The sequence below is a fragment of the Flavobacterium sp. FG19 genome (assembly GCF_057809475.1).
In genome coordinates, this window is the sequence record NZ_JBMDKA010000017.1 from 1 (window position 1) to 26,161 (window position 26,161).

Genomic DNA, 26,161 nt, shown 5'->3' on the forward strand with positions numbered 1-26,161 from the left:
TGAACGACTGCTGGTTATGGCTTTATAGAGGCGCATGGCAGGAATGGGGTATCGACGAAGTAGAAATGGCAGTTCCGATGAGCCCGGATCAGGTTCTGGCCAAACGCCACGGAATCTTCAAACACCAGTCACAGAAAGACGGCGTGGTATTTCAGGGAACTGATGCAAGAGAGTTCTGGCAGAGAGCCGAGGATAGAAACAGAGAAACCGCTCAGGTATATCAGCAAATGGGACTGTCGAGTTATGCGGCTATGGAAGCTTTCGTGAGATGGCATTATTAGTGTTCAGTTTACAGTCGCAGTCTCAGTTTACAGCCGCGGTGTTCAGTGTTCAGTCACAGAAAGCTGGCCGTCAAATAACGTATGCAAACTGTGACTGTAAACTGAATACTGACCACTGAGACAACGACTGAAAACTAAAAAATATAAAATAACAGAAAAAAATGACTTTAATAAAATCAATTTCGGGAATAAGGGGCACTATTGGCGGTAGGGTAGATGAAAACCTGACTCCGGTAAATGCCGTGAAATTTGCCGCGGCTTACGGAATGTGGCTTAAAGAAGAAAATCCCAATAAACCGTTAACCGTCATGATAGGCCGTGATGCCAGGATTTCAGGGGAAATGATCAGTAATCTGGTTTCCAATACACTTACAGGTTTAGGAATTAATGTGGTAGACATTGGATTGTCAACTACACCAACGGTAGAAACAGCCGTGATATTAGATCATACCGACGGCGGGATTATCATAACCGCAAGCCATAACCCAAAACAGTGGAATGCCTTAAAACTGCTGAATCAAAAAGGAGAATTTCTGAATGCTGCTGCCGGAGAAAAAATACTGGAGATTGCGGCCAATGAAAACTTTTTGTTTGCAGACATAGATAACTTAGGCAGTTATGAAAAAAAAGAAGGTTATATCGAAAGACATATCGACGAAGTTTTAAAACTCGCCTTAGTTGATGTTGAAGCGATTAAAAAAGCCAATTTTAAAGTAGTGGTGGATGCCGTTAATTCGACGGGTGGAATTGCGATTCCGGCTTTACTGGAAAGACTTGGAGTGGAATGCATCCGTTTGTATTGTGAACCCAACGGCCATTTTCCGCATAATCCGGAGCCTTTAAAAGAACATTTGACCGATATCTCAGAATTGGTAGTAACCGAAAAAGCAGATCTGGGTATTGTAGTAGATCCGGATGTAGACCGTCTGGCTATTATCTGCGAAGACGGTTCGATGTTTGGCGAAGAATACACGCTTGTAGCCTGTGCCGATTATGTTTTAGGACAGACAAAAGGTAATACGGTTTCTAATTTGTCTTCTTCAAGAGCTTTACGCGATATTACTTTGAAACACGGCGGTCAATATGAAGCCAGTGCTGTTGGTGAAGTCAATGTAGTCGAAGTAATGAAAACAACAGACGCTGTTATAGGCGGAGAAGGGAATGGCGGGATTATTTATCCGGCAGCTCATTACGGACGTGATTCGCTAGTAGGCACAGCCCTGTTTTTGTCGCATCTGGCAAAAGAAAAAGTTTCCTGTAAAACACTTAGGGAAAGTTATCCGGAGTATTATATGAGCAAAAATAAAATCGAACTCACACCCGAAATTAATGTTGACGAAGTTCTGGAGAAAATAACGCAGAAATTTCAAAACAATAACCCTAATGGTATTGATGGTGTTAAAATAGATTTTGAAAAAGAATGGGTACATCTGAGAAAATCAAATACAGAACCTATTATCAGGATTTATACCGAAAGTGATTCACAGGAAACCGCCGATAAACTGGCCCAAAATTTTGTTACGGTGATTGAAGATTTACTGTAAGAATTGAAGTTGAAATAACGAAACAGGCACAATAAAGAATTTACTGGAAAAGAATTAAGTTGTTGATTTTAAAATAAGAATAAGAGCATTTTACTGCAATAAATAATTAAATGAATAGTAAGGCAAATGATTTTATTTTTAAGAAATAACAAAATTTTTTAAGCCATTTTTTAAATTCTTACATAAGAAAAAGTAAAAAAGGATAAGAATTTAACAATACTTTTTTTTAAAAATGTGCTCGAAAACACTTTTTTCATGTGCACGAACACATTTTTTTGATTTTGCCATTGTTTATTAAAAAATATTATTTAGTTTAGCCATAAGTAAGTCGAAAAACAGCCTTTTTTTATCCATTTTTTCAGCTGGAATTCAGATTAAAAACCACGAAAAAAAGGACTCTTTAAATACATCGATCAGCTGATTATTAAAAGAAAAAAAATACCAATTAGAAAAGACAACCAAAAACAAAACAAGAACAAAAAAACAGACAAAATTATGAAACCAAAAAAACGTGACTGATCCCTTTCGCTTTGTGTTTGATAAAATGCGTAACCAGATTTTTGCTCACACAAAGTATGCTTTTTACCATTAACCATTAACTAACCAAAACGATATGAAAAAAAGTAATAAGTTACCGGACAGTAACTATCAGGAATTAAAGTTTAATTTTAGGACCTTACTCACCGTCTTATTTTTGATAGTCTCTGTTGTTGAAGTAAATGCAGCTTCATTTACAGAAAACGGAGAAAAAACAGAAACAACAGGTACAAAATCAGAAGCAGATATTACCATAAAAGGAGTTGTTTTAGATGAACTTGGACAACCTATGATTGGAGTAACCATTGTACCAAAAGGTTCACCAAGAGGAACTACTACAGATTTTGACGGAACCTTTACCATCACAGTTCCTTCTACAACCGAAGCCCTTTTATTTTCTTACGTAGGATACGAGCCCAAAGAAGTAGCCATCGCAAACAACACGAACATGAAAGTGTCTATGGCGCCTTCATCCAAAAGCCTTAATGAGGTTGTGATTGTAGGATACGGAACCCAGAAAAAGAAAAACGTATTAGGAGCAATGTCTTCGATAAAAGGAGAAACATTAACCCTGTCTTCGGCTCCTTCTGTTTTAACAGCACTTCAGGGAAAAGTGGCCGGTTTACAAATTGTTCAGAACAGTGCACAGCCCGGAGGGGGATTTAATATCCAGATTCGTGGTGCGGGTTCCGTAAATGCCAGTAATGACCCTTTAGTAGTTATTGACGGATTTCCAATTACCAATCTGCAGCAGCCCGGAACCGGAAACCGTTACGACGGTGGAACACAAAGTATCTTAAATTCATTTAACCCCAACGATATTGAATCTATCGAGGTTTTAAAAGATGCGAGTGCTTCGGCCATCTACGGTGCCAGAGCAGCCAACGGGGTAATTATGATTACCACGAAAAAAGGAAAAGAAGGTGACGTAAGAGTGGATTATTCCGGTTCGTATTCGTACCAAAAATACAATGATGCCTATGATGTTCTGAACCTGCAGGAATGGATGCAGTTACGTAATGATGCGGCAAAAGAAAACTGGGAATTTATTAACAGAGTATATCCGTATTCTTCCAAAACACTGGAAGAAGCCAATGCAGCTCCGGTTAACGGAATTCCGTACAAAAGAATCTATTCTGATGAGCAGATCAGAAATGCCGGAAAAGGAACCGACTGGCTTGGACTGGTTACCCGTGATGGTATGATCGAGCAGAATAACCTTTCTCTAAGAGGCGGAACAAAATCAACGAAATACTTCTTATCCGGAAACTTATTTAACCAGGAAGGAGTTATTAGAAATTCCGGTTTAAAAAGAACCACACTTCATTTCAGTATCGATCAAAAGTTAACTGATTATGTGAATTTTGGAATGAACATGACCAAAAGCCGTATTAAAAACCAAAACTCACAGTTAGGCGGTGACCAGTTTGAAAATTCAGGAATCATCAGATCGGCCATTCAGCAGAGCCCAAACATTGCGGCGATTGATGAATATGGAAATTATCCGATCAATCCTGACAATGCCCTGGAGCCTAACCCGTATTCCTTGTTAACGATTACAGATCAGGGGGTGATTGACAGAACCATGACTAACTTTTATGCTGAAATAAAACCACTAAAAGGACTTACAGCAAGAGTTCAGGCCGGTTTTGACCAGGGGAATACCAGCAGAGGAACTTACCTGCCAAGAACGACACTATACGGCGCTTTGGAAAATGGTAAAGCCTCTTTTAATACGCAAAAAAAGGATGATGATTTATTAGACATTATCTTAACCTATAATACCAAGTTAGGAGACGACAATTCATTTACTTTTATGGCAGGTTATTCACAATCTACATTCAGAAATGAAACGGCATCTTTAGGAAACAGTAATTTTATTACCGATTCGTTTTTATGGAATAACATGAATGCCGGAGCCGGAACAAAATTAACCACATCATCTAAAAATGAAGATTCTTATCGTTCCTACTTTTCAAGGATAAACTATTCGTATAAAGATAAATACATGTTAACTTCTACGATTCGTCGTGATGGAGCCAGTATGTATGCAGAAAACAATAAATATGCTTTGTTTCCTTCTATTTCGGCGGGCTGGGATATATCAAGAGAATCGTTTATGAACGGTATCAGCGATTATGTATCACAGCTTAAAGTAAGATTTGGCTATGGTTCGGTTGGAAATTCATCCGGACTTTCTAAAGGAGCATTTTATGCTCAGCCGGCATACCTAAATCCGGATGAATCCATTTGGACAGGAGTATTTGCCAGCAGGTTAAACAATCCTGATTTGAAATGGGAAACCACAACCGAAAAGAATTTAGGTATTGATTTCGAAGTGCTTAACAGAAGAATTTCAGGTTCGGTTGAGATATACAACAGAGAAGTTTCAGATTTATTGGTAGAAAAACCAATTAACAGTTATAATGAAATAAACACTGTTTGGGCCAATATAGGAAGCACGCAGACAAAGGGTGTTGAGGTTACCGTGAGTACTGTAAACATTAACAATCCTGACTTTAAATGGAACACTACGTTTACCTATTCGCAATACAAAACGAACTGGAAAGAAAGAGCTCCGGACTGGAAACCTTCCGTATACATGGGATACAACGATCCGGTACGTGCACAATACAGCCAGATTGCCGATGGTGTAATGCAGATTGGAGAAGTAGTTCCGGCACAGCCTGATCTATATCCGGGGCAGATCAAAATCAAAGATCTTAACGGTTTTGTGAGAGATGCGGCAGGAAATCCGGTGACGGATGAAAACGGGGTATTTTTAAGAACAGGGGCTCCGGATGGAAAAATTGACGAAGCCGACACCGTTTTATTGGGTTCATCAGATCCTGATTTTACAGCAGGTTTAAGCAACACGATAATCTGGAAAAATTTCCAGTTGAATTTTCAGTTCAACGGAATGTTTGGACGTGAAATCGTAGATCAGACAGATTTTGCTTACGGTGTAACAGCAGTAGGAGTAGCACAGAACGGAAGAAATGCCTTAAGAAATGTATACAACAGATGGACACCGGATAATCCAACCAACACACGTCCGGGTTCGCATTTTGGATATACCCAGTATGGTTCAGGTGATTTCTTTATGCAGGATGCTTCATTTGTTCGCTTACAGAGTGTTTCTTTAAGCTACAATTTCCCTAAAAAATGGTTTGGTAAATACATGCAGGGCGCTGCTATCCGATTAGACGGGCAAAACCTTTTTACTATTACCAAATATGATGGTATCGATCCTGAAACAGACGGTTATGCAGCGGCTTATCCAAATGTTAAAACATACACAGTAGGAATTGATCTTAAGTTCTAATAAAAAAGATATGAAAAATTTAAAAAATTATACATTAGTTTTACTGTTACTGGTTTTTTCAGGCTGTAACGAAGATATAGAGTCGGTTAATTACGATGAAATTAACCCAAGTATTTTTCCAAGCTCAGAAGCAGATATTCAGGCTATAGTGGCTTCGGCTTATTATCCGCTGCGAGGATCTTACGGAAACGGAATTCATTCTACTTCAGAAAACGGATTAATGTTTATGCTGGATGCTACTACCGAAATTCTTCAGGGACCTTACGGTGTGCAGCAGGAAGCCTCATTACACAGTTACAAACCAAGTTCTGTTGCTTTTACCCGATTCTATGATGTATTCTATAACAAGATAAGCAGTATGACTTTGAGTATCGACCGAATCGAAAAGTCAAATGTAAGTGAACTGGTTAAAAAACAGGCTATTGCCGAAATTAGATGTGCCAGAGGATTATTGGCTTACGAGCTTTTTGACTTGTACGGACCGCTTGTAGTAGCTCCTCTTGAAATACTGCAGAATCCTTTAAAAGAAGAACCGCTGGCAAGACTTTCTAATGCAGCGATGGTAAGTTTTATCGAAAATGATCTTAAAGCGGCAGCCGAAGATTTAAAAGCACCTGCCGAAACGGCTTACGGACGATTCAGCAGCGGTATGGCCAGAATGGTATTGATACGTTTATACCTGCATGAAAAAAGATGGGCAGAAGTAGAAGAGCAGTCCAGTGCTATCATAGACATGAATTACTACGGATTAGAAGAAGATTACGCAGGTTTATGGGATGTAACTGCTCCGGTTGACAGCAAAGAAGTAATTTGGGCTGTTCCGGCAGATTATGCAGGTACCAGTGAAAACCAATGGCAGTTAATGGCACTGCCAAACAATTATCCGGGCCGAGGCGGTTACGGAACGATTCAGAGTTCATGGACTTTCTACGATTCTTTTGAAGCGACTGATATTCGTAAAACAGCACTTATTGCCGAATTTGCAGGAACAGACGGGGTAACCTATAACCGACAAAATCCGGCCAATTATATGCAGTTAGGACCAATTCCGTTAAAAATTCATCCGGATGCTGCCAGAACAACAGCCTTATCAACCGTAGATATAATTGTGTACCGTTATGCTGATGTGCTTTTATCAAAAGCAGAAGCACTGGTTAACAAAACCGGAACCCCAACTCAGGAAGCGATTGATTTAGTAAATATTGTGAGAAGAAGAGCAAAAATTAGTGAAATTCAGTTGGTTAATTATGCAACACTGGCTAAATTTAACGATATGATCCTTTTGGAAAGATCTCACGAATACTGGTGCGAAAACGGACAATACCGTTCTGATTTAATCCGACACGGGAAATTTACAGAACATGCGCTGGCTTTAAACGGTTCTGCCAGCCAGAGTGCCCCGTACAAAGCATTGTTCCCTTTTTCATTAGACCGAATCAGTGAAGGTAAAGGTAAATTTATTCAGAATCCTGGATATAATTAATTTAAAGACGGCTATCACATTGTGTGAAGGAATGAAACAAAACCTCATCATTTAATTAGACAAAAATGAAACATTTATTTATAGCATTCTGCCTTTTCATAAATCTGGCTTCAAGCTGTCAGAGCGACAGCGGCGGAAACAATGAAGAAGAAACAAACGGTCTTGAAAAAGTAACTTATACCGTTTCTAATGAAGTTTTTACCAATCCGGAACGTGGTTTTATGCATACCTGGCAGGTTAATTCAGAAGGAGCTGCTATGACTGCCGCTTCTTTGGGTAACCTTAAAAAAGAGAATGTAAGCCTTATTCTGCGTTTGTACTATTTAGAGAAATTTAAAACATCGGCTTTAAGCCAGACACAGCTGGATCTTATTAAAACAGATTTCAGCCGTTTAAGAGAAGCCGGTTTAAAATGCGTACTGCGTTTTGCTTATACAGATGCCCAGGATGGTACTGATGCTTCTGTAGCTGTAATTTCAGGACATTTAGACCAGCTGAAACCTATTCTGGAAGAAAACAAAGATGTAATTGCTTTTGTTCAGGCAGGTTTTGTGGGAGCGTGGGGCGAATGGTATTATACTACGAACCAGCTGACTACTCCGGCAAACAAAAAACTGATTCTGGACAAACTGCTGGCTTCTTTCCCAAAAGAAGTCAAATTACAGGTAAGAACTCCAAAAATCAAACAGGATTATATGAATACGTCTATCGCTATGGATGCAGCGACAGGTTACGGAACCTCGACTACAGCCCGTTTAGGTTTTCATAACGACTGTTTTATGGCCAGTGTCGATGATTACGGAACGTATATCAATGTTACTTCAGATAAAAATTACATAAGCAGTGAAGCACTGTATGTACCAACAGGAGGAGAAACCTGTCCGCCTGCAGATGTGCCTATTGCGAGCTGCAGTACCGCCGAGAAAGAAATGACCCTTTTGAAATGGACGTATTTAAACCTGGACTATTACGGACCGGTTTTACAGGAATGGCGTAACAATAACTGTTTTACTGATTTTGAAAGAAAGCTGGGTTATAGACTTTCGCTGGCGTCTTCTGAAGTTAAAAAAGAAATAGCCGTAAATGGTTCACTGGAACTGAATGCTTTGATCAACAATTCCGGTTTTGCCCCGGTTTACAATCCTAAAAAAGCATTTTTGATTCTGAGAGCAGCAAACGGTACGGTTTACAAGAAAGAATTGGCATTTGATGTTCGTAAAGTAGTGCCAAGAGTAGCTTATAACCTGAAAGAATCCGTGAGTTTATCTCAGATTCCGGCAGGAACATACGAACTGCTTTTAAAAATAGAAGACAGTTCTTCTAAACTGGCGGACAGACCTGATTATTGTATTCGCTTTGCCAATACAGGATTATGGGATGCAGCGACAGGATTTAATAAATTATCACAAACGGTTATCATTAAATAGTTCTTAAAACATTTAAATTAAAAACCATGAAAAAAATAAAACTAACGCAATATTTCACATTGCTTGCTGCTTTGTTACTGCTGGCTTCCTGTTCCAGTGACAGCTCATCAGACGACTCAGCAACAAAACCAACAGCCGATTTTTCATTTACCAATGACGGAAGCACCTTTACTTTTACCAACCTTTCGACAAACGGTACAAATTACAGATGGGATTTTGGAGATTTGTATTATGTATCTAACGAAAAAGATCCGGTTTATACCTATAAAATAGGAGGCGAAATCAGAGTGTCGCTGACGGTAACTAATGAGAAAGGCGAAGAAGCTTTTATCACTAAAACCATAACAGCGCCGAAAATCATCATTATAGACATTAGTATAGACGGAAAATTTACAGACTGGGATGATGTAGCCGTAACGGATCAGAATACATCCGGAAACGGTTCTATCCAGAAAATTAAAATCTGGGCAGGAGGAGCCAATGTCAATGTGTATTTAGAAGGAAATAAAAAAATGCTGATGGAACTGGTAGATATGTACATCAATACCGATGGTAACACCCAAACCGGATTCCTGCACAGTAACTGGCCGGAAGGTTCCGGAGCCGAATTTTTATTTGAAGGCCCGATGGTAACCAATGGCTGGGGGCAGTTTTATAACCATACCGATCCAAACGGAGGCTGGGGCTGGGGCGCTATAGCCGGTTCAGGAGCCAACCTGAAATCATCCGGAATTGTAAGCCTTTCAGATACTACGAATGCTATTGAGTTTAGTATTCCAAAATCACAATTAGGAACTATAGGAAGCTCAATTGGTATTGCCATTACCGAAATGACTTCAGGATGGGCGGCCGTAGCCAATTTCCCTGAAGGACCTAAATTCTCTACTTTAGAGTTGTAGTTTGTCATCGATAGCCGGTCAAAAAGTGCCATTAGGCAGAGAGTTTTTTGAAGATTAATTTTTTACGCCTAATGGCATGAGCTATCGAGTTTATATAATTTAATAATCCCGGTTGTTAAAAAATATCGGGATTATTATAAAAAAAGTAAAAGAAGAAATGACTAAAACAATAGCCAGCAACCGATTAATGTCTGTAGACGTACTGCGAGGATTTGATCTTTTAATGATCATAGTGGCCGACCGTTTTTTTTACAATCTCAATACAGCGGCCAATACTCCTTTTACCAAAGCTCTGGCAGACCAGTTTGAACATCCGGAATGGTTTGGATTTCATTTTTATGATATCATCATGCCTTTGTTTTTATTTGTCGTGGGTGTGGTAATTCCGTTTTCATTGGGAAAAAGAAGTACGGAACCCGGATCAGAACGTACTTTATACCGACATATTCTGAAACGATTTGTTGTTCTTTTTATTCTCGGCTGGATTGTACAGGGGAATTTACTGGCACTGGATATTTCAAAATTCCATATTTTCAGTAATACCCTTCAGGCCATTGCGGTAGGTTATGTGTTTTCCTGTATTGCTTATTTACATTTATCCCGAAAAGGAAGATATATCTTCTTTGTTTTCTGCCTGATACTCTATGCTGTATTATTATCTGTTCCGGCTTTCTTCGGGCATAGTTTTGAATTACTGCCGGAAAAAAATCTGGCAATATTTATTGATCAGCAGGTTTTTGGACGGTTTTACGATCAGACACAATATTCATGGCTGCTGACAGGTTTGGGATTTACGGCCACAACCTTATCCGGCTTGTTTGCGGGAGAATTACTTCTTTCGCCGCTGCCAAGAAAAAAAACAGCGCTTTATCTGCTTTTAATTGGCATAGCTGCTTTTCTTTTATCATTCCTAACAGGTATCTGGCATCCTGTTATCAAAAAAATATGGACCAGTTCATTTGTAATTTTTTCATCCGGAATCAGCTTTGTTTTATTAGCTTTATTTTACTGGCTTGTCGATGTAAAGGGATATACCCGATGGGCTTATCCGTTTCGGGTAATCGGGCTTAATGCCATCGCAGCTTATGTAGGTTCCCACGTATTGAATTTCTCTGAAATTGCCAAACAGGTTTTCTTTGGCTTTGAGCAGTTCACCGGAGCTTATTACGATGCCTTCTGCGATCTGGCTGGTTTTGGAATCCTTTATTTCCTGCTTTGGTACATGCATAAAAATAAAACCTATATAAAAGTTTAAAACAGAAATTGTTACAGAAAGAACGTTCAAACAAAATATCACTAAAACAAAAAAAATGAAAAGTTTAAAATTTTTAGTAATAGCATTTCTGCTATTCAGTGTCTGCGATATATCGGCACAGCTTATTAAAACAAAAACACCAAAAAGAGCTAAAGGACAAACTGATGTTTTACGTTTGGCAACACCCGCCATTCCGCATGTTCGTGTAGCAGTTATTGGTCTGGGAATGCGCGGTACCGGAGCAGTTGAACGTATTCCGCATGTTCCCGGAGTAGAAATTGTAGCCTTGTGCGATATGCTGGAAGAAAGAACAAAAGCGGCCAATGATACACTCGCTAAACTGGGGGCCCCAAAAGCACAGGAGTTTTTTGGTCCCGATGCCTGGAAAAAAGTAACCAAACTGGATAATGTCGATTTGGTTTATATTGTAACCGACTGGAAACATCACGCCAATATCGCAGTTCAGGCCATGAAAGACGGAAAACACGTAGCCGTAGAAGTTCCGGGAGCTTTAACCATGGACGAAATCTGGGATATTATCGATACCTCCGAAAAAACACGTAAACATTGTATGATGCTGGAAAACTGTGTATATGATTTCTTTGAACTGACCACTTTAAATATGGCGCAGCAGGGATTATTTGGAGAAATCCTTCACGCAGAAGGTTCTTATATTCATGGACTTCAGCCTTATTGGGGAAATTACTGGGACAACTGGAGAATGGATTACAACCGCAAACACAGAGGGGACATTTACCCGACGCACGGAATGGGACCGGCTTGTCTGGCTTTAAACATTCACAGAGGGGATAAAATGAATTTCCTGGTTTCAATGGACACAAAAGCAGTAGGAAACCCGGCCTTTATTAAAGAAAAAACAGGAGAAGTAGTAACCGATTTCAGAAATGGTGACCATACGATGACGATGATTCGTACCGAAATGGGAAAAACAATCCAGATCCAGCATGATGTTACAAGCCCGAGACCGTACAGCAGAATGTACCAGTTATCCGGAACCAAAGGTTTTGCCAATAAATATCCTGTTGAGGGGTACGCTATTGATGCTAAAGAAGCCGGAGCAGAAATATCCAAAAATTACCAAAACCTGAATGCAGAAGAATTTGTTTCTGAAGAGGTAAAGAAAATCTTAATGGAAAAATACAAAAATCCTATCGTAAAAGATATTGAAGAAATGGCTAAAAAAGTAGGAGGCCATGGCGGTATGGATTTTATTATGGATTACCGTATGTTCTACTGTCTGCAGAAAGGGCTTCCTCTGGATATGGATGTATACGATTTGGCCGAATGGTCCTGTTTAAGTCCGTTAACAGAGATCTCATTAGATCATAATTCCGCTCCGGTCGAAATTCCCGATTTTACCCGTGGAAGCTGGAATAAACTTAAAACCGTCGAATTTTCGAGATAAACTAAGTAATACGCAAAGTATTTTAGTTTTTTGTTGTTAATATATTTGTTAGTTATCAGGAAGCCCGTAAAAATACATTTACGGGCTTCTTATTTAAAGAATTCTTAAAACACCGCCATCGGCTCGTAAACTGGCACCATTAGTAGCTATTGAAAGCGGACTGGAAATATATACAGCCAGTGAGGCAATTTCTGAAGGATTTATAAAACGCTGTAATAACGAATGCGGATTGGTCTGCTGCATGATGGCACTTTTCATCTGTTCCGTTTCCAGATTCTGAAGGGCTGCGATATGTTCAACTGCAGAGGCAACACCGTCAGAATAAGCAGGGCCGCCCAAAATGGTATTAACCGTTACTTCTGTTCCTGCTGTTAGTTTTGATAAACCGTTACTCACAGCATTCATAGCTGCTTTAGTCATTCCGTAATGAATCATATTTCCCGGGATATTTACACCGGACTCACTGCTGATAAAAACAATCCGTCCTGTTTTTTTCTCCAGCATTTTCGGCAGTAGTTTTTTCGAAAGACGGATACTGCTCATCACATTGATTTCAAAAATCCTGGACCAGTCTTCATCTTCTAAATCTTCAAAGTTTTTTAAATCAAAAATCCCCACATTGTTGATTAAAATATCAATGTCATCCAGTTGGGCCAATAAGTTTTTTACTTCGTCCTGTTTACCAAAATCGGCAGCAATTCCCGAAACAATAGTTTTAGGAAATTCGGCCTGTAGTTTTTGTACGGCCAGCTGTGTCTTTTCGGGATCTCTTCCGTTCAGGATAATCGCTGCATTTTCATTGGCTAACTGCTGCGCAATGGCATAACCAATTCCTTGTGTTGAGCCGCTGATAAAGGCTTTTTTGCCGTCTAATTTTAAATCCATTTTGTAATATTTAATTTTGTAATGATTGATACATAAATAGTCAAAAAAATTAGCTGATGACAGCTAATTGCATTTCGATTTGATTTTGAAGTACCCTTTTGTCAGGATACATCCTTCTGAGTGTATTGAGTCCGCACCAGAAAGTAACGAGGTATTTTCCCAGTATTTCCGCCGCTGTTGTTGTTTTCAGTCTTCCTTCCAATTGTTCGTTTTTAATCGTCTGCGTAAACATTTCTTCGACTTCTTTTAAAATTTGTACCGCTTGCGCTTCCAGTTTATCATCAACAAAAGTCATTTCGACAACGGTATTGGCAATAATACAGCCTTTTAAATGTTCATTTTCATCGGCTGCGGCGATACTTCTGAAAAAATCTTTAATGAGTTCCAAAGGCAGTTCGGCCTGGCTGAGTTCCTTTTTAAAAGCATCAAAGGCCAGTCTTCGTTCTTCAATCGCTTTTTGAAAGACTTCTTTTTTTCCCCCTTTAAAAGTATTGTAAAAACTTCCGGCTCCGGCTCCGGTTGCTTTTTGAAGATCGCTTAACGAAGTGGCACTGTAACCTTTCTGCCAGAAAAGCTCCTGTGCCTTTTTTATAATATCGCTGTTTTCGTATATCGATGGTCTTCCGCGCATACTAAATTTATTTTTTGTAATGATCGGTACAAAAATAAATAAAAATAGCTTTATTCCAAATTTTAAATCAACTTTTCCCGAATCAGTTAAAAGACTGTTTGTATTGTAAAGGAGTTAAAGTCATTTCCTTTTTAAAGAATTTACTGAAAGACTGCGGGTATTCAAACCCCAGTGAAAAGACGATTTCGTTAACAGTCAGGTTAGTAGTCGTAAGCAGTTCTTTTGATTTTCAATCAGATAATCATGCAGGTACTGCTGGATATTTAGACCTGTAATGTTTCGGAGCAGGCTTAAGTAAATGTGGGAAAGATTTAATTCTTTAGATCAATTCAGACGCATTTTAAACTAAAAATGCCTCGTGTAAAGGTCTATTTTTTGTTTTAATCTTTCTGCCAGATAAGCATTTCCCTCTTTTAAGGTCTCGTAAACCAGCTGGGATTCTTTATGGTATTCTTTTTTCTTTTCGGTTGTCCAATAAAAAGGCGGGGCGTATAAATTACAGATTCGGTCTGCCATTTTAACCGACCAGACTTCTCTGGGCTGCTGTACGATTCTTTGAAGGCTGTCTTTCATCTGAAACTGTTTTTCAAGAGTTAAATCTTTGGTTAGAGCACTTACGCCAAGGGCTGTTTTTTCTCCAAATAATTCTTTAATCCTGTCAAAAGAAGCCTCGGTATCTTCTATTGAATCGTGAAGCAGGGCGCAGGCAATACAAAAATCGGCATCAAGATCTGTGTCATGATCTAGGGCCTGCAGCACTTCAAAAACCACACTTCCTATGTGATTGATATATTCTATTTGTAAACCTTCTTCATCTCCGCCATATTTTTGTCCTTCATGCAGTTTAGAAACTAAATGCCAGGTATTTTGTAAATTATCGATTGACCATTTTTTCATAAATATCTTAAAAATTTAAGTATTGTTATTCTTTTATAGGATTTCTGTCTTTACAATATACCGCTTTTTATTGTTATTCGATTTGTAAAACCCCAAAAATAAAACAGCTGTAATGATCTCTGTACTCATTAAAAGTAAAAATGATAAGATAAGAATTACTACATTCTTTAAAATTAAGAAACTGGCAGCGGTATAATACCTTATTTTCCTCAATTTCCAGATATTCCCTTTTAGTCATATGCTGTTCGAAAAGAGTTTCCTTACTGATTTGGCCGTTTTCTATTAGATTATATAAAGGAAAAGAGCCCGCATTGGATAAAACTACTTCATGTTTTATCTTTCCGTCGGCGCAGTAAAAACTAAAATTCAGTTCAGAAGTATGATAGTCAACACCAAAACTTCTTTCGGCTACTTGTATTTTTCTAATAATAGATAGTGTATTCAACTTTAAGGCTTTTTACAGGGTTTGTAAATACAGCATTTTTGCCAGGATAATATACAGGGTTTCATCATCTTCAATAGGAAGGCGCAGTTTTTTATCTGTTTTTAGTTTTTTCGTTTCCGGAATCAGATTAATATGTTTTTGAGTTTCATTTGTCTGAGCAAAACCACTGTTTAAATTAATTCTGTAACTTTCGGCTGTGCCTTTAACAATCACAAAATTACCGTCAAATTTTTCTATTTTTAGTTGTAAAACAGGAGCAATTCTTTCAATAATCTGTTTTCTTATTTTTGAGTTGGCATTATCAGAAAACAAACCTTTTTGATATTCTGTTCGATATGATTCATATTCTTGTTTGTTTTCAGATAATTCTATATTGTTGGCAATACTGGTTGTGGCAATAAAAAGGTCTATATCCCGGCATATTTCAGATAATGTTACTAATGGGATTTCTTTTAGTTTTATTTTTTCAAAGCTCTGTTTGAGTTTGTAATCATTGATTTTAGTTGAATTATCAGCAGTAAAATACAATTGTTTTGTTGGAATTGCAAAACTATAGCGGTCATAGTCACATGTCAGGTGAGCTGAAATATTTAAGGGTTTTACATATATTCTTGGCCAGTTTGCGCCTTCATGTTCATAAGTAAAAATCCATCCGGTACTATTGGCAACCGCCATTAATTTATTTACTTCCAAAAAATGATTTGCAAAACGGGGTGTTTCTAAAAGTTCCGATTCTGAAACAGAGAACGGATAATTTTCCCTGTAGACCTGCCTTTCACTTTGTATGATTTTATTATTCCATAAAAACGTCTGCCACGCACTGATATTCTGTTCCTGATTTGTTACGGGATGCCATAAACAAATTTCATCCAAAGCGCCGGGTTCAATAGTTTTGCCGTTTGAATCCAATAATTGCTGATTTAGCAGTATAAAATCAGTAGTATTGGACTTATTGGTCCATAGTAACCCTTCCAGGTGCGGAGAAATTAAATCATGATTTTTGAGGTATTTCTCCCAGTCAGCAAACTGCCAGACTCTGTCATAAAGCCAATATGTTTTTATTCGTTTTTTTAAATCGGTAAAAATGGTATTAATTTGTTTGATTTCTTCATTGATTTCTTTCAGGTCTTTAGCATAATCAGAAGTAAGTATTGATGGTGTTTGTTTGAAACTTTGTCCCTGAGAATCCTGCCATTCTTTTACGATTTTTTTATTTTTGAAAGAGATCGTAAGAGTATAATCAGCAATTTGAAAAGTTTTGCTTCCATTTTTAAAACCAAAATTAGGTATTGATTTATCAGCCAGCAGCTGCTCCGGAATAGTAGAGTTTTCTTTAAATTTATCAATGCTTTTTTCTAAGGCGGTAATAAACTTATTATATTTTGTTTTGTTTCGCATGATATTTAAAATACCAAAAGCCTCTTCTTTTTGTGTGGCGATAAGAGCTTCCAATGCCAGATTTCCGGTGACAGTGGATTTAGCGCCTACTCCGTACACTTTTGCATAAGAATGCTCTGTAATGCTTTTTAAAATACTTAATGATAAATCATTCGGGCTTATATAAGCGCAGGACCAGATTAAACCTTTCAGGGCGTTAGCATACGTATCAAAAAACCAGGATTCTTCTTTTATTGATGCTGAAATTAAGACTTGTAATTCTTTGAAATATTTTTCAGTTCCTAATTTCTCAATTGCTGTTGTTAGCTCAGAAAGCCAGGAATTAACTGGTTTTTTGCCTTTGGAACATTGGCAGATCACATGCATTATGCCGTACCAGTCTTCTTTAGAATTTAATTCGTCTATATATTTATCCTTAAACCATTTCCAGTTGATATCGTCTAAAAAAGCATTTGCGTTGCCAGAGCTGACTTCATTGGTATTACTTGCTGCTTTATGTTCTTCAAAAGAGATATTCGTAAAAGCAGAAAATTCCGGATTTATATTTTGAGAGTTCTGAATTGAATTTATAAAACCTTCATATCCGTTATAATAGAGGTCTTTTATATACCAGTTTTTAGTATTTTCATCGGTCAGATACTTTTGTGTAAAATAATCATACTCTTCTTTGTTCATGAAAGCGAGAGAAAATAATAAAGTCTGTTCACGATAATAACCATATTCGACTAGTTGTAATGGTATTGCAATTAACCTGTAGGCACTGTCTGACTTCGATAATAAAGCATTTATATCTTTAATAAAATCATATCTTGAGATTTCTATGTCTTCCCCCAGATGGTTAATGATGAAGATATTGTCGTGATCGTCTACATTGTAAGTTGGTTTATTAACTTTTTTTAAAGCAACGGGAATTAAAGTGTTTAAGTCGTCAATAAATTCCTTTATGGTTTTAAAAGATTTGTCTTTTTCATCATACTGTAAAGAGGAATATTCAAAACCATTGTTTACCTGAAAATAAAAACGGCTGAGTTTATTTAAAGTAAAGTTTTTTTCTGCCGGATCTTCAATGTTTTTTGCTGCTGTACGAAGTACAATAAGTCCGTTTTCATACGGATTGTTTTTTGTTTTTTTAAACAAAAGTGTCTCGTAGTCTTTTACCAGTGAATCCTTATAATGAAGCTGCTGAACCTGATTTTGCAGTAAAATGGTAAGATGGCTGAAGATAAGATGAAAATTATGTACTGATTTTTTTTCGAGTAAAAACTGAATTTTACCCTGCAGCCATGTTGGTGTGCAGATCAGGTTTTTGCATAATTCTCCCAATAATGCACTCCAGTATTTATCCTGTTCATACAATGACTGGTTTGCTAAAAAATAGAAGATATGATCTAAAATTAAAACTTCATTTCCTTTGGTTTTAGCAGTAAGAGTTTTTGCTTCTTCAAATTTCTCAAAAGTTACTTTGGCTCTTTTATCTACTTTTTTAAATTCTAAAAAGTCTTTCAGCAGGAGAAACATTTCTTTGGAAAAATGACCATTAAAGAGCTGATTGTATTCTGCAATACTATTCTCAAAGGCGGCAGTAATTTTTTCGTCATGGTCTGTTTTGAAAATGATTTCAGAATTTCCGTTTTCATAATCATATTTCTCGTAAGCTGATTTATAAAGCAGAAACAGTAAATGAGGTTTCTCTTCAAATTTTTGCTGGTTAACATAGTCAAAAATACGGGTGAAATAAGTTTCGTCAATATTGAATTTAAGCTGTTCAAAATTACACGGCAGATAGCTGTAATTTTGATCTATTCTGGAATGAATGGCGTGATAATATCGGGCGATCTGGCAGCCTATATTAAATGGTTTGTATACTTCAGGATTTCCTTTTCCTGTTTTTTCATAAGAACTGGTTACATTATTGAGAATGCTTCGGTCTTCCAGCTGAAAAAAACGCTTAAGCAGACTGGCATCAGGATGATGGTAAATTAAGTATCGAAAAGCATAGTCCGGATATTGTGATCTGCGGGTTTCGTGATAATGCTCCTGATACCAGGTATTTCCTTGTACAATTTCCTCAAAAACAGGATCAAAATATGCCTTTTCAAAATCCGAAATAATAATTTTACTTTCATTAAACCAGTCAAAAAGCAGGTTGTAAACTTCTTCAGAAATTTTATACTCTAATTTTGGGTTTTCTAATTTAAAAATCTGCTCTAAAATATTCATGGTGCTTATAAGGTTTTAAATGAAATGGATTGTAATTTGGAATTGTTTATAAAGGAAATGACAGAATGGGGAGTAATGGACAGCGGCTCTTCTATGTTTTCAATAATGGTGTTGTCTAAATAAACCAGCAGGTCTTTATTTTTAACTGCCGCCAAAAGTTTAAAAGTGAGTATTTCAGAATCATTGCTGTTTTTCCATTCCTCAAGTCGGGAAATGATGATTTCTTTTACCGCACTAACCTCACTGTCTTTTATTTCCTTCAGATTGGTGTATTCCAGTTCGTCCAGCAGCTGCTCTATTTCAAAAATGGGTTTATGTCCGTGCTCATGGTTTTCAAATAATTCGAAAATTAAATGCAGCAGGGATTTAAAGATATACGAAGTGACATTTTCGAGATAACGCTTCGTTTTTAATTGTTCTTTTATTTGCAGGCTTATCATTTTGGACAGGATTTAATGCTACGAAAGAGAAAAAGTTTTTTGCATAATATGAGTCCCGGAGGAAAGTATTCGAATTTTCGGGTTATTTTACTAACAATAACACCATAGGAAGCTCTAAAATTTCTGTCCATATTTTACTTTTTCATTTTCATCTGTTTTTTTCTGTTTGCAGAAAAAATTAAAAACTCATTTTAGACGCAGATATATTGGTTTTAGGCTGTTGAATAGCGTTAAATAAAAAAATAAATATAATAATCCTCCGGACAATTCCAATCACTGCTTTTTAATTTAACACTATTTTTATTAAATAATCGGGATTGCATTTCATTTTTACTAAACAAAAAAAAGGTACTGTCTCAATTTTAACGACAATACCTTTTTTGTTATTCCTTCTAAAAATAAAAATTATTCCAAATCAGTTCGTAATATGGCGCCATTGCTGGCATTGGTTACCAAAGCCCTGTATTGTTGAAGCCATCTTGAAGTAAGTTCTTTCTTTTTTGGCGTAAACACTGCTTTTCGGGCGGCTATCTGGTCATCTGTTAAATTAACGGACAAAATATACTGGTCTACATCGATATGAATTTCGTCACCATCGATTAAAAGGCCAATCATTCCCCCTTCAGCGGCTTCAGGAGAAACATGTCCTATTGAAGCACCTCTGGTGGCTCCGCTAAACCTTCCGTCAGTAATTAAAGCAACAGAACTTCCTAGTCCCATTCCCATAATCAAACTTGTCGGGGTCAGCATTTCCTGCATACCCGGACCGCCTTTTGGACCTTCGTACCGAATTACTACCACATCGCCCGCTTTAACCCTGCCCATCATGATACCTGCAATTGCTTCGGCCTGGCCGTCAAAACAAACTGCTTTTCCGGTAAAAACCCTTGCTCCGGTAAGTCCGGCTGTTTTAATTACAGCACCCTCTTCCGCCAGATTTCCGTATAAAATTGCCAGTCCGCCCACACTGCTGTACGGATTGTCAATAGTATGAATAATGGTAGTGTCCTTAATTTCGGCATGGTCTATTTTTTCCAGTAAAGTTTCACCGCCTATCGTCAGGTTATCTAGTAAAACACCAGAACCTCTTTTGTTGATTTCTTTCATTACGGCATTTACTCCTCCGGCCCGGTTAATGTCTTCCATATGAACTGTACTTAAACTTGGTGATATTTTGGCAATATGGGCTACATTTCCGGAAATGGTATTGATATCCTTTAGTTTAAAATCAACATGGGCTTCATTGGCTATTGCCAGCATATGTAAAACCGTATTCGTACTGCCTCCCATAGCCATATCAACTGCAAAAGCATTTCTTACGGCATTTTCATTCAGTATATTTCTCAATTTGAATTTTTCGATGGCCTGCTCGTCTTTCGCAATTTCACAGATTCTTCGGGCTGCCTGACGGTATAATTCTTCACGTTCCGGAGTTTGAGCCAGAATCGTACCATTTCCCGGTAAAGCAATTCCCATAGCTTCCATCAAAGTATTCATGGAATTGGCCGTAAACATTCCGGAACAGCTGCCGCCGCTCGGGCAGGCATTACATTCTATATCGTATAATTCTTCATCGGTAATTTTTCCGGCTTCGTGTTTGCCAACCGCTTCAAATGCCGAAGCCAGGTCAATTGGCGTTCCGTTTTGGGTGTAGCCTTTAGACATGGGACCGCCGCTTACAAAAATCGTAGGAACATCAACACGTAAAGCCCCCATAATCATACCCGGAACAATTTTATCGCAGTTGGGAATCGCAATCATAGCATCCAGTTTATGCGCATTCATGACACTTTCGATCGAGTTGGCAATAATTTCGCGGCTTGGCAGAGAATACAGCATTCCGTCATGCCCCATAGCGATTCCGTCGTCAATCCCGATGGTGTTAAACTCAAACGGGACACAGCCGTTGGCCCTGATTTCTTCTTTGATTATTTCAGAAACTTTATTAAGGAAAAAATGCCCCGGAATAATTTCAATAAAAGAATTGGCGACCCCGATAAAAGGTTTTCCAAAATCTTCATTTTTTAATCCGGTAGCCCGCAATAAGGATCTGTGGGGCGTTCGCTGAACCCCTTTTTTTACTTCATCACTTCTCATTTGTTTTTTGTTTTTTTTGAATTGTATTTTGAAAGCTTTGACGGCTTTAATTTTTCAGGGATTAGATCTGAGACTTTATCCTGCTGAGTGTTTCCGGCGAAATGTTGAGGTAAGCCGCCAGATTAACATTGGATAATCTTTGAACCAGTTCGGGATTATTTTTTAAAAGGCTTCGGTACCGTTCGCTGGCATTTTGCGTGAGCAGGCTGTTGAGCTTCGAAGTAATGACAGTTAAGCCGTATTCGAGTATATAAATATACATTTTGTCCCATTCCGGGATGGTTTTCTTTAAATGGAAAAAATCATGGCGGGAGATCACGAGCAGTTCGGAGTTTTCTACGGCTTCTATATATTCCGGCGAAGGTTCCAGGGAAATAAAACTTACGATCGATGTTAAAAAGGTATTTTCGAATGCCATAAACCGGGTCGAGATACTGTGGTCTTTATTACTGTAGTACAAACGCAGACATCCTTTTGAAATAAAAAAAAGCCGGTCAGCAGTCTGGTTTTTTTCTAATAACAGCTCATTTTTTGCAACTGTAACGGGTTTAAAATGAGACAGAACTTCAGCAAGCTGATCGTCTTTAATGTGAGTTGTTTTTTGTATAAGTGCTGCCAGTATCGCTTCCATTTTCTCAAATCCTTTTCAAAAAGCAAAAATATCTTAAATAGATTTTATAAACATTGACATTGATCAAAATCGTTATTTTTATTTAAAAAAAAGAAGCAGGAGCCCCTTATTTAATAAGGATCTTCAAAAAAAGGATAAGCTTAGAAAAAAAATAAATTTAGGTACGTATTACGGATAATTAAATAAAATCATATCTCTAATTTTGTGTAAAATCTAATACAAATGATTTTCGCAACCCCTAAATACCCTAAGAACTATGTCTGATTTTTTAAAACAATTTGGAGAAGATCTCAAAAAGAATGTACCCGGTTTTATAGCCGTTTCAGTAGCTGAGATCCAAAGTGGAATGTCCTATTATTCGCAGTCTGTGATCAGTAATTTTGATCCCGAACTAGCTTCTGCATATAATCTTGAAGTAGTTAAAGCAAAAATGAATGCTATAAAAGCCCTAAAGTTAGAAGGACAGGTAGTCGATAACATCATGATTACCCTTACGTCTCAAATTCATATTATTGACGTTTCGGATAGCGGAGAGTATTTTATTTATCTGGCTGTTGATTCTACGAAAGCTAATCTCGGAATGACAAAATCGATTCTGAATAAATACAAAAAAGAAATAAGCGAAAAATTGTAATTGTATTATTAGTTGTAATTGTAAGAGAGGATGTCCTTGTTTGGATAATCCTCTTTTTTATTGGATATGTTTTTTGTCTGTACAGATTGATTTATATTTATTCCGTAAATAAACTGGATACATGGAATTACGTAAGTATTTCGAAAAATACCACGACGAAGAAACCTGCATTGAAGAACTAAAGGAGAAACGCCTGCAAAACGGACTAATCTGCAAAAAGTGCCTGCACAGTCAGCATTCTTTCCGGAAAGTAGATCTGAAATTTCAATGCCGGAAATGCGGGAACCGAATTGGTCTGCGGTCCGGTACCGTTATGGAAAATTCGAAATTACCCGTTCGCTACTGGATGATCTGTATAGAGCTGATGACGCTTTCGAAACGCAGATTTTCCATATTACAGCTGCAATACCTTCTGGGACATAAACGTTATGAACCAATCTGGCTGATGGTTCAGAAAATTAAACTGGTCATGCAGAAAAGGGATATCAAATATACACTGCGTGCTTACTCTGAATTTGATCCTGAATTTCTGAAGGAAATAGAAAAACTGACCTATCCCAAAAAGAAATAATTTTAATCACAAAATACCCTCATTTAAAGATTTTCCTGATTTTGATTTCATAGTTTATTTGTATAATTTGCGATGGCAGCCCGAAAGGTTTTTGATCTTACCGGGCCTGATTTTACAATTATGGAAATGAATACAAGTACTACTCCTGCAGGAATCCTGCAAACAAAACAACATTTTGAAATTCTGGACGGATTAAGGGGCGTAGCAGCTCTGGCCGTAGTACTATTCCATTTTATGGAATGGATTTTTACTGATCCGGCTCAAAACTTTATCGGACATGGTTTTCTGGCTGTCGATTTCTTTTTCTGCCTTTCCGGATTTGTTATTGGTTATGCTTATGACGACCGAATTGCCAAAATGGGACTTCGCAGTTTTTTTATTTCACGTATTATCAGACTGCATCCTTTGGTTGTATTAGGTTCTGTATTAGGTTTGCTGGCTTTTCTGTTTGATCCTTTTGGCGGACATCTGGAATTGTACAGTACGGGTAAAATTATACTCACGTTTATCTGTTCGCTGTTTTTGATTCCGCTTCCGGTTATTGCCGATCGTGGTTTTAATCTTTTTAGTTTTAATGCCCCGGCCTGGTCATTATTCTGGGAATATATTGCCAATATAATGTATGCTTTTGTCTTGTACCGCATTGCCCGAAATTTACTGCTGATACTAACGATACTGGCGGCTTTTGCAATTTGTTATGTGGGCTTTAGTTCCGGGAATTTAATGGGCGGCTGGAGCGGTCCGACATTTTGGGATGGCTTTGCCCGTATCTCATATTCGTTTCTGGCGGGATTGTTAATTTATCGTTCCAACTGGATTATCAAAAATAAACTCGGATTTTTAAGTTTGTCGGTTTTATTACTGCTCGCTTTTATACTGCCGTTTTCAGAATGGAACTGGCTTACAGAACCGCTGGTGATTTTGTTTTACTTTCCGCTGCTGGTAGCGTTGGGTGCCGGATCTGTATTAAAACCGGGATTAAAGAGAATATGCGTGTTTTCGGGGCAGATCTCCTATCCGTTGTATATGACCCATTATGCCGTATTATGGATGTTTGGGAATTATTATACTAATTATAAACCTGATAGCTCAAAACTGACCTTTATTGTAATAAGCGGGGTAATCCTGCTGACCGGGGCAGCTTATCTGGTTATGGCGGCGTATGATATTCCGGTTCGAAAATATTTAAGCGATAAACGAAAAGCAAAGCTGGAAAAACAAAAGGCAGAAAGCAGTTCAGAATAACGGCTGCTCAATTTAAACTTCGAAACTCCAAAGGTGTTTTTCCGGTTCTCTGTTTGAAAAGTTTATTAAAGTACTGCGGGTATTCAAATCCTAAGGAATAGGCTATTTCACTAACCGATTTGTCTGTGTTTAACAAAATGTTTTTGGCTTCGTCTATCACATAAAAATGAATATGGTCCTGCGCATTTTTGCCCGTTTCTTTTTTTAGCAGATCACTGAGGTAACCAGGCGAAAGATGCACCTGCTCTGCGAGATATTTTACGGTTGGCAGACCTTTTTCGGAAATGGTATTGTCATGGAAGTAGTCGCTCAGTATTTTTTCAATCTGGGTTACTACAGAATTGTTGGAATTTTTTCGGGTAATAAACTGTCTTCCGTAAAAACGGGAACAATAATTTAATAACAGTTCAATGGTCGAAATAATAATGTCCTGACTATGAATGTCAATATTTTCGTTTAACTCCCCTTCAATTTTTTGCACACAGTCATAAAGAACCTGTTTTTCTTTTTCAGATAAATGAAGAGCTTCCTGTATATCATAAGAGAAAAAACTGTAATCCTTTAGTTTACCATTTAAAGTGGAAGACCGGATAAGATCAGGATGAAAAAACAAACCCCAGCCCATCATCGTACTCGAAACCTCTATATCATTGTCCATTTCAAGAACCTGATTAGGAGCAATACAAATTAAACTTCCGTCCTGAAAATCAATAATTTTTCGGCCGTATTTGATATTGTTTTTATTGTAGTTTTTAAAGATCAGTCCGTAAAAATCCGGAGAAAGTTTAGTGTCTTCGCTGATCTGTTCGTTTACCCGGCTAAAATCTACCACGGCAATAAGAGGATGCAGGACGGGCTGTTCGAGCTGAAAAAAACGGAACAAATCTGAAATGGTCTGTAAATGTATAAAAGCGGCCATAGGAGTAAGGTGTATGTAAAGATACTTTTTTTAATATACCTATGGAAACCGGTAGGATTTCCATAGGTTTGATTATAATGATATTGGATTGAAAATTAAAGCCCAAATTGTGCTTTCATACCGCCAATAAAAGTTTCATCGTCCAGTTGTTTTCTGTTTTCAATAATAACTTTGGCATCTTCTCCTGCATGATATCTCAGTTTATTTGAATTATCTGCAGCCGCTTCATAAATTACATTTGCTGCAACGGCTGCAGGCGAGGCTGTTTCAAATAAGGCCGGCAAACCAGTCATTACTTTTTCTACCATAGACTGATATTCGGTTTGGGTTTCATCATTGCTGAAATCAAAAGAACGTCCGGCAAAATCAGTTGCAATAGCGCCCGGTTCAATGATTTTGACTCTTCCGCCAAATTGTTCCACTTCATAACTCAGTGCTTCCGAAATACCTTCGACAGCAAATTTAGTTCCGTGATATAAAGAACCTAAAGGAAAAGTCATTTTTCCTCCAATGGAAGAAATAGAAATGATAACCCCGTTTTTGTTGTTACGAAAATGCGGCAGCAAAGCTTTGGTAACATCTATAAGCCCAATAACATTAGTATCAAACTGACGTATGATTTGTTCTCTTGAAAAAGATTCCAGAGTACCATAAGCACCGTATCCGGCATTGTTTACCAAAACGTCAATTTTTCCAAATTTTGCGATGCCCTGTTCAACAGCATTTTCAATTGTTTTCAGATCCAGTACATCCAGTTGGGTTACCAGTACATTAGGCAATGTTGTAAGTTCTGTTTCGTTTTCGGGATTACGCATAGTGGCGATAACATTCCAGCCTTTTGAATGGAATAATTTTGCGGTTTCTTTTCCTATACCACTGCTGGCGCCTGTAATTAAGATTGTTTTGTCCATTTTTTCAGATATTAAATTAATGGTGTAAAGGTCTTATAAGAAAGCAGTAACGGAATAAAA

20 protein-coding genes and 2 pseudogenes are annotated in these 26,161 nt (G+C 37.7%); 11 read left to right on the forward strand and 11 right to left on the reverse strand.

Annotated elements, in window-relative coordinates; all coding sequences use genetic code 11:
- The 8 genes and pseudogenes from ACODST_RS16845 to ACODST_RS16880 all read left to right on the forward strand — a co-directional run.
- Nucleotides 1–281 (forward strand): annotated as a pseudogene (locus ACODST_RS16845) (glucosamine-6-phosphate deaminase); the annotation flags it as partial.
- A gap of 161 nt (nucleotides 282–442) precedes the next feature.
- A complete protein-coding gene (gene glmM, locus ACODST_RS16850; RefSeq protein WP_488933271.1) occupies nucleotides 443–1,825 on the forward strand; it encodes a phosphoglucosamine mutase in 1,383 nt (460 codons plus the stop codon).
- A 613-nt stretch (nucleotides 1,826–2,438) separates the two neighbouring features.
- Nucleotides 2,439–5,687, forward strand: a complete 3,249-nt coding sequence (locus ACODST_RS16855; protein WP_488933272.1) for a SusC/RagA family TonB-linked outer membrane protein — start codon at nucleotides 2,439–2,441, stop codon at nucleotides 5,685–5,687.
- 10 nt (nucleotides 5,688–5,697) lie between these two features.
- Nucleotides 5,698–7,170, forward strand: coding sequence for a RagB/SusD family nutrient uptake outer membrane protein (locus ACODST_RS16860; protein ID WP_488933273.1), 1,473 nt, complete (start codon nucleotides 5,698–5,700; stop codon nucleotides 7,168–7,170).
- A 65-nt stretch (nucleotides 7,171–7,235) separates the two neighbouring features.
- Nucleotides 7,236–8,597, forward strand: a complete 1,362-nt coding sequence (locus ACODST_RS16865) for a DUF4832 domain-containing protein (protein ID WP_488933274.1) — start codon at nucleotides 7,236–7,238, stop codon at nucleotides 8,595–8,597.
- A gap of 26 nt (nucleotides 8,598–8,623) precedes the next feature.
- A complete protein-coding gene (locus tag ACODST_RS16870; RefSeq protein ID WP_488933275.1) occupies nucleotides 8,624–9,496 on the forward strand; it encodes a PKD domain-containing protein in 873 nt (290 codons plus the stop codon).
- A gap of 157 nt (nucleotides 9,497–9,653) precedes the next feature.
- Nucleotides 9,654–10,751, forward strand: coding sequence for an acyltransferase family protein (locus ACODST_RS16875; RefSeq protein ID WP_488933276.1), 1,098 nt, complete (start codon nucleotides 9,654–9,656; stop codon nucleotides 10,749–10,751).
- Between the two features lie 55 nt (nucleotides 10,752–10,806).
- Nucleotides 10,807–12,177 (forward strand): Gfo/Idh/MocA family protein, encoded by a 1,371-nt coding sequence (locus ACODST_RS16880; RefSeq protein WP_488933277.1) that lies wholly within the window; start codon nucleotides 10,807–10,809, stop codon nucleotides 12,175–12,177.
- 93 nt (nucleotides 12,178–12,270) lie between these two features.
- On the opposite strand, the gene ACODST_RS16885 is transcribed toward ACODST_RS16880, so the two are convergent.
- From ACODST_RS16885 to ACODST_RS16925, 9 genes are all read right to left on the reverse strand, one after another.
- Entirely contained in the window at nucleotides 12,271–13,062 is a 792-nt protein-coding gene (locus tag ACODST_RS16885; protein WP_488933278.1) for an SDR family NAD(P)-dependent oxidoreductase, read from the reverse strand.
- 49 nt (nucleotides 13,063–13,111) lie between these two features.
- On the reverse strand, nucleotides 13,112–13,693 hold the full coding sequence (locus ACODST_RS16890) for a TetR/AcrR family transcriptional regulator (protein ID WP_488933279.1): 582 nt from the start codon (nucleotides 13,691–13,693) through the stop codon (nucleotides 13,112–13,114).
- A gap of 82 nt (nucleotides 13,694–13,775) precedes the next feature.
- On the reverse strand, nucleotides 13,776–13,910 hold the full coding sequence (locus tag ACODST_RS16895) for a helix-turn-helix domain-containing protein (protein WP_488933364.1): 135 nt from the start codon (nucleotides 13,908–13,910) through the stop codon (nucleotides 13,776–13,778).
- A 128-nt stretch (nucleotides 13,911–14,038) separates the two neighbouring features.
- Nucleotides 14,039–14,590, reverse strand: a complete 552-nt coding sequence (locus ACODST_RS16900) for an HD domain-containing protein (protein ID WP_488933280.1) — start codon at nucleotides 14,588–14,590, stop codon at nucleotides 14,039–14,041.
- A gap of 73 nt (nucleotides 14,591–14,663) precedes the next feature.
- Nucleotides 14,664–15,035: a hypothetical protein gene (locus ACODST_RS16905; RefSeq protein WP_488933281.1), complete on the reverse strand. Its 372-nt coding sequence runs from the start codon at nucleotides 15,033–15,035 to the stop codon at nucleotides 14,664–14,666.
- 12 nt (nucleotides 15,036–15,047) lie between these two features.
- Nucleotides 15,048–18,653, reverse strand: a complete 3,606-nt coding sequence (locus ACODST_RS16910) for a DUF4132 domain-containing protein (RefSeq protein WP_488933282.1) — start codon at nucleotides 18,651–18,653, stop codon at nucleotides 15,048–15,050.
- Between the two features lie 5 nt (nucleotides 18,654–18,658).
- A complete protein-coding gene (locus tag ACODST_RS16915; RefSeq protein WP_488933283.1) occupies nucleotides 18,659–19,093 on the reverse strand; it encodes a hypothetical protein in 435 nt (144 codons plus the stop codon).
- Nucleotides 19,094–19,498: 405 nt separating this feature from the next.
- Nucleotides 19,499–21,190 (reverse strand): dihydroxy-acid dehydratase, encoded by a 1,692-nt coding sequence (ilvD, locus tag ACODST_RS16920; RefSeq protein WP_488933284.1) that lies wholly within the window; start codon nucleotides 21,188–21,190, stop codon nucleotides 19,499–19,501.
- A 61-nt stretch (nucleotides 21,191–21,251) separates the two neighbouring features.
- Complete coding sequence (locus ACODST_RS16925; RefSeq protein ID WP_488933285.1) at nucleotides 21,252–21,821, reverse strand: Crp/Fnr family transcriptional regulator; 570 nt, start codon at nucleotides 21,819–21,821, stop codon at nucleotides 21,252–21,254.
- A 256-nt stretch (nucleotides 21,822–22,077) separates the two neighbouring features.
- Between ACODST_RS16925 and ACODST_RS16930 the strand changes: the two genes are divergently transcribed.
- From ACODST_RS16930 to ACODST_RS16940, 3 genes and pseudogenes are all read left to right on the forward strand, one after another.
- A complete protein-coding gene (locus ACODST_RS16930; RefSeq protein ID WP_488933286.1) occupies nucleotides 22,078–22,455 on the forward strand; it encodes a hypothetical protein in 378 nt (125 codons plus the stop codon).
- Between the two features lie 121 nt (nucleotides 22,456–22,576).
- Nucleotides 22,577–23,023: pseudogene (locus ACODST_RS16935) on the forward strand (IS1595 family transposase); the annotation flags it as partial.
- Nucleotides 23,024–23,152: 129 nt separating this feature from the next.
- Nucleotides 23,153–24,271, forward strand: coding sequence for an acyltransferase family protein (locus ACODST_RS16940; protein WP_488933287.1), 1,119 nt, complete (start codon nucleotides 23,153–23,155; stop codon nucleotides 24,269–24,271).
- A 7-nt stretch (nucleotides 24,272–24,278) separates the two neighbouring features.
- On the opposite strand, the gene ACODST_RS16945 is transcribed toward ACODST_RS16940, so the two are convergent.
- Together ACODST_RS16945 and ACODST_RS16950 are read right to left on the reverse strand one after the other, a co-directional pair.
- Nucleotides 24,279–25,190, reverse strand: coding sequence for a helix-turn-helix domain-containing protein (locus ACODST_RS16945; protein ID WP_488933288.1), 912 nt, complete (start codon nucleotides 25,188–25,190; stop codon nucleotides 24,279–24,281).
- A gap of 95 nt (nucleotides 25,191–25,285) precedes the next feature.
- Nucleotides 25,286–26,101 carry an SDR family oxidoreductase gene (locus ACODST_RS16950; protein WP_488933289.1) on the reverse strand — a complete coding sequence of 272 codons (816 nt, stop codon included), beginning with the start codon at nucleotides 26,099–26,101 and terminating at the stop codon, nucleotides 25,286–25,288.
- Nucleotides 26,102–26,161: the final 60 nt, after the last annotated feature.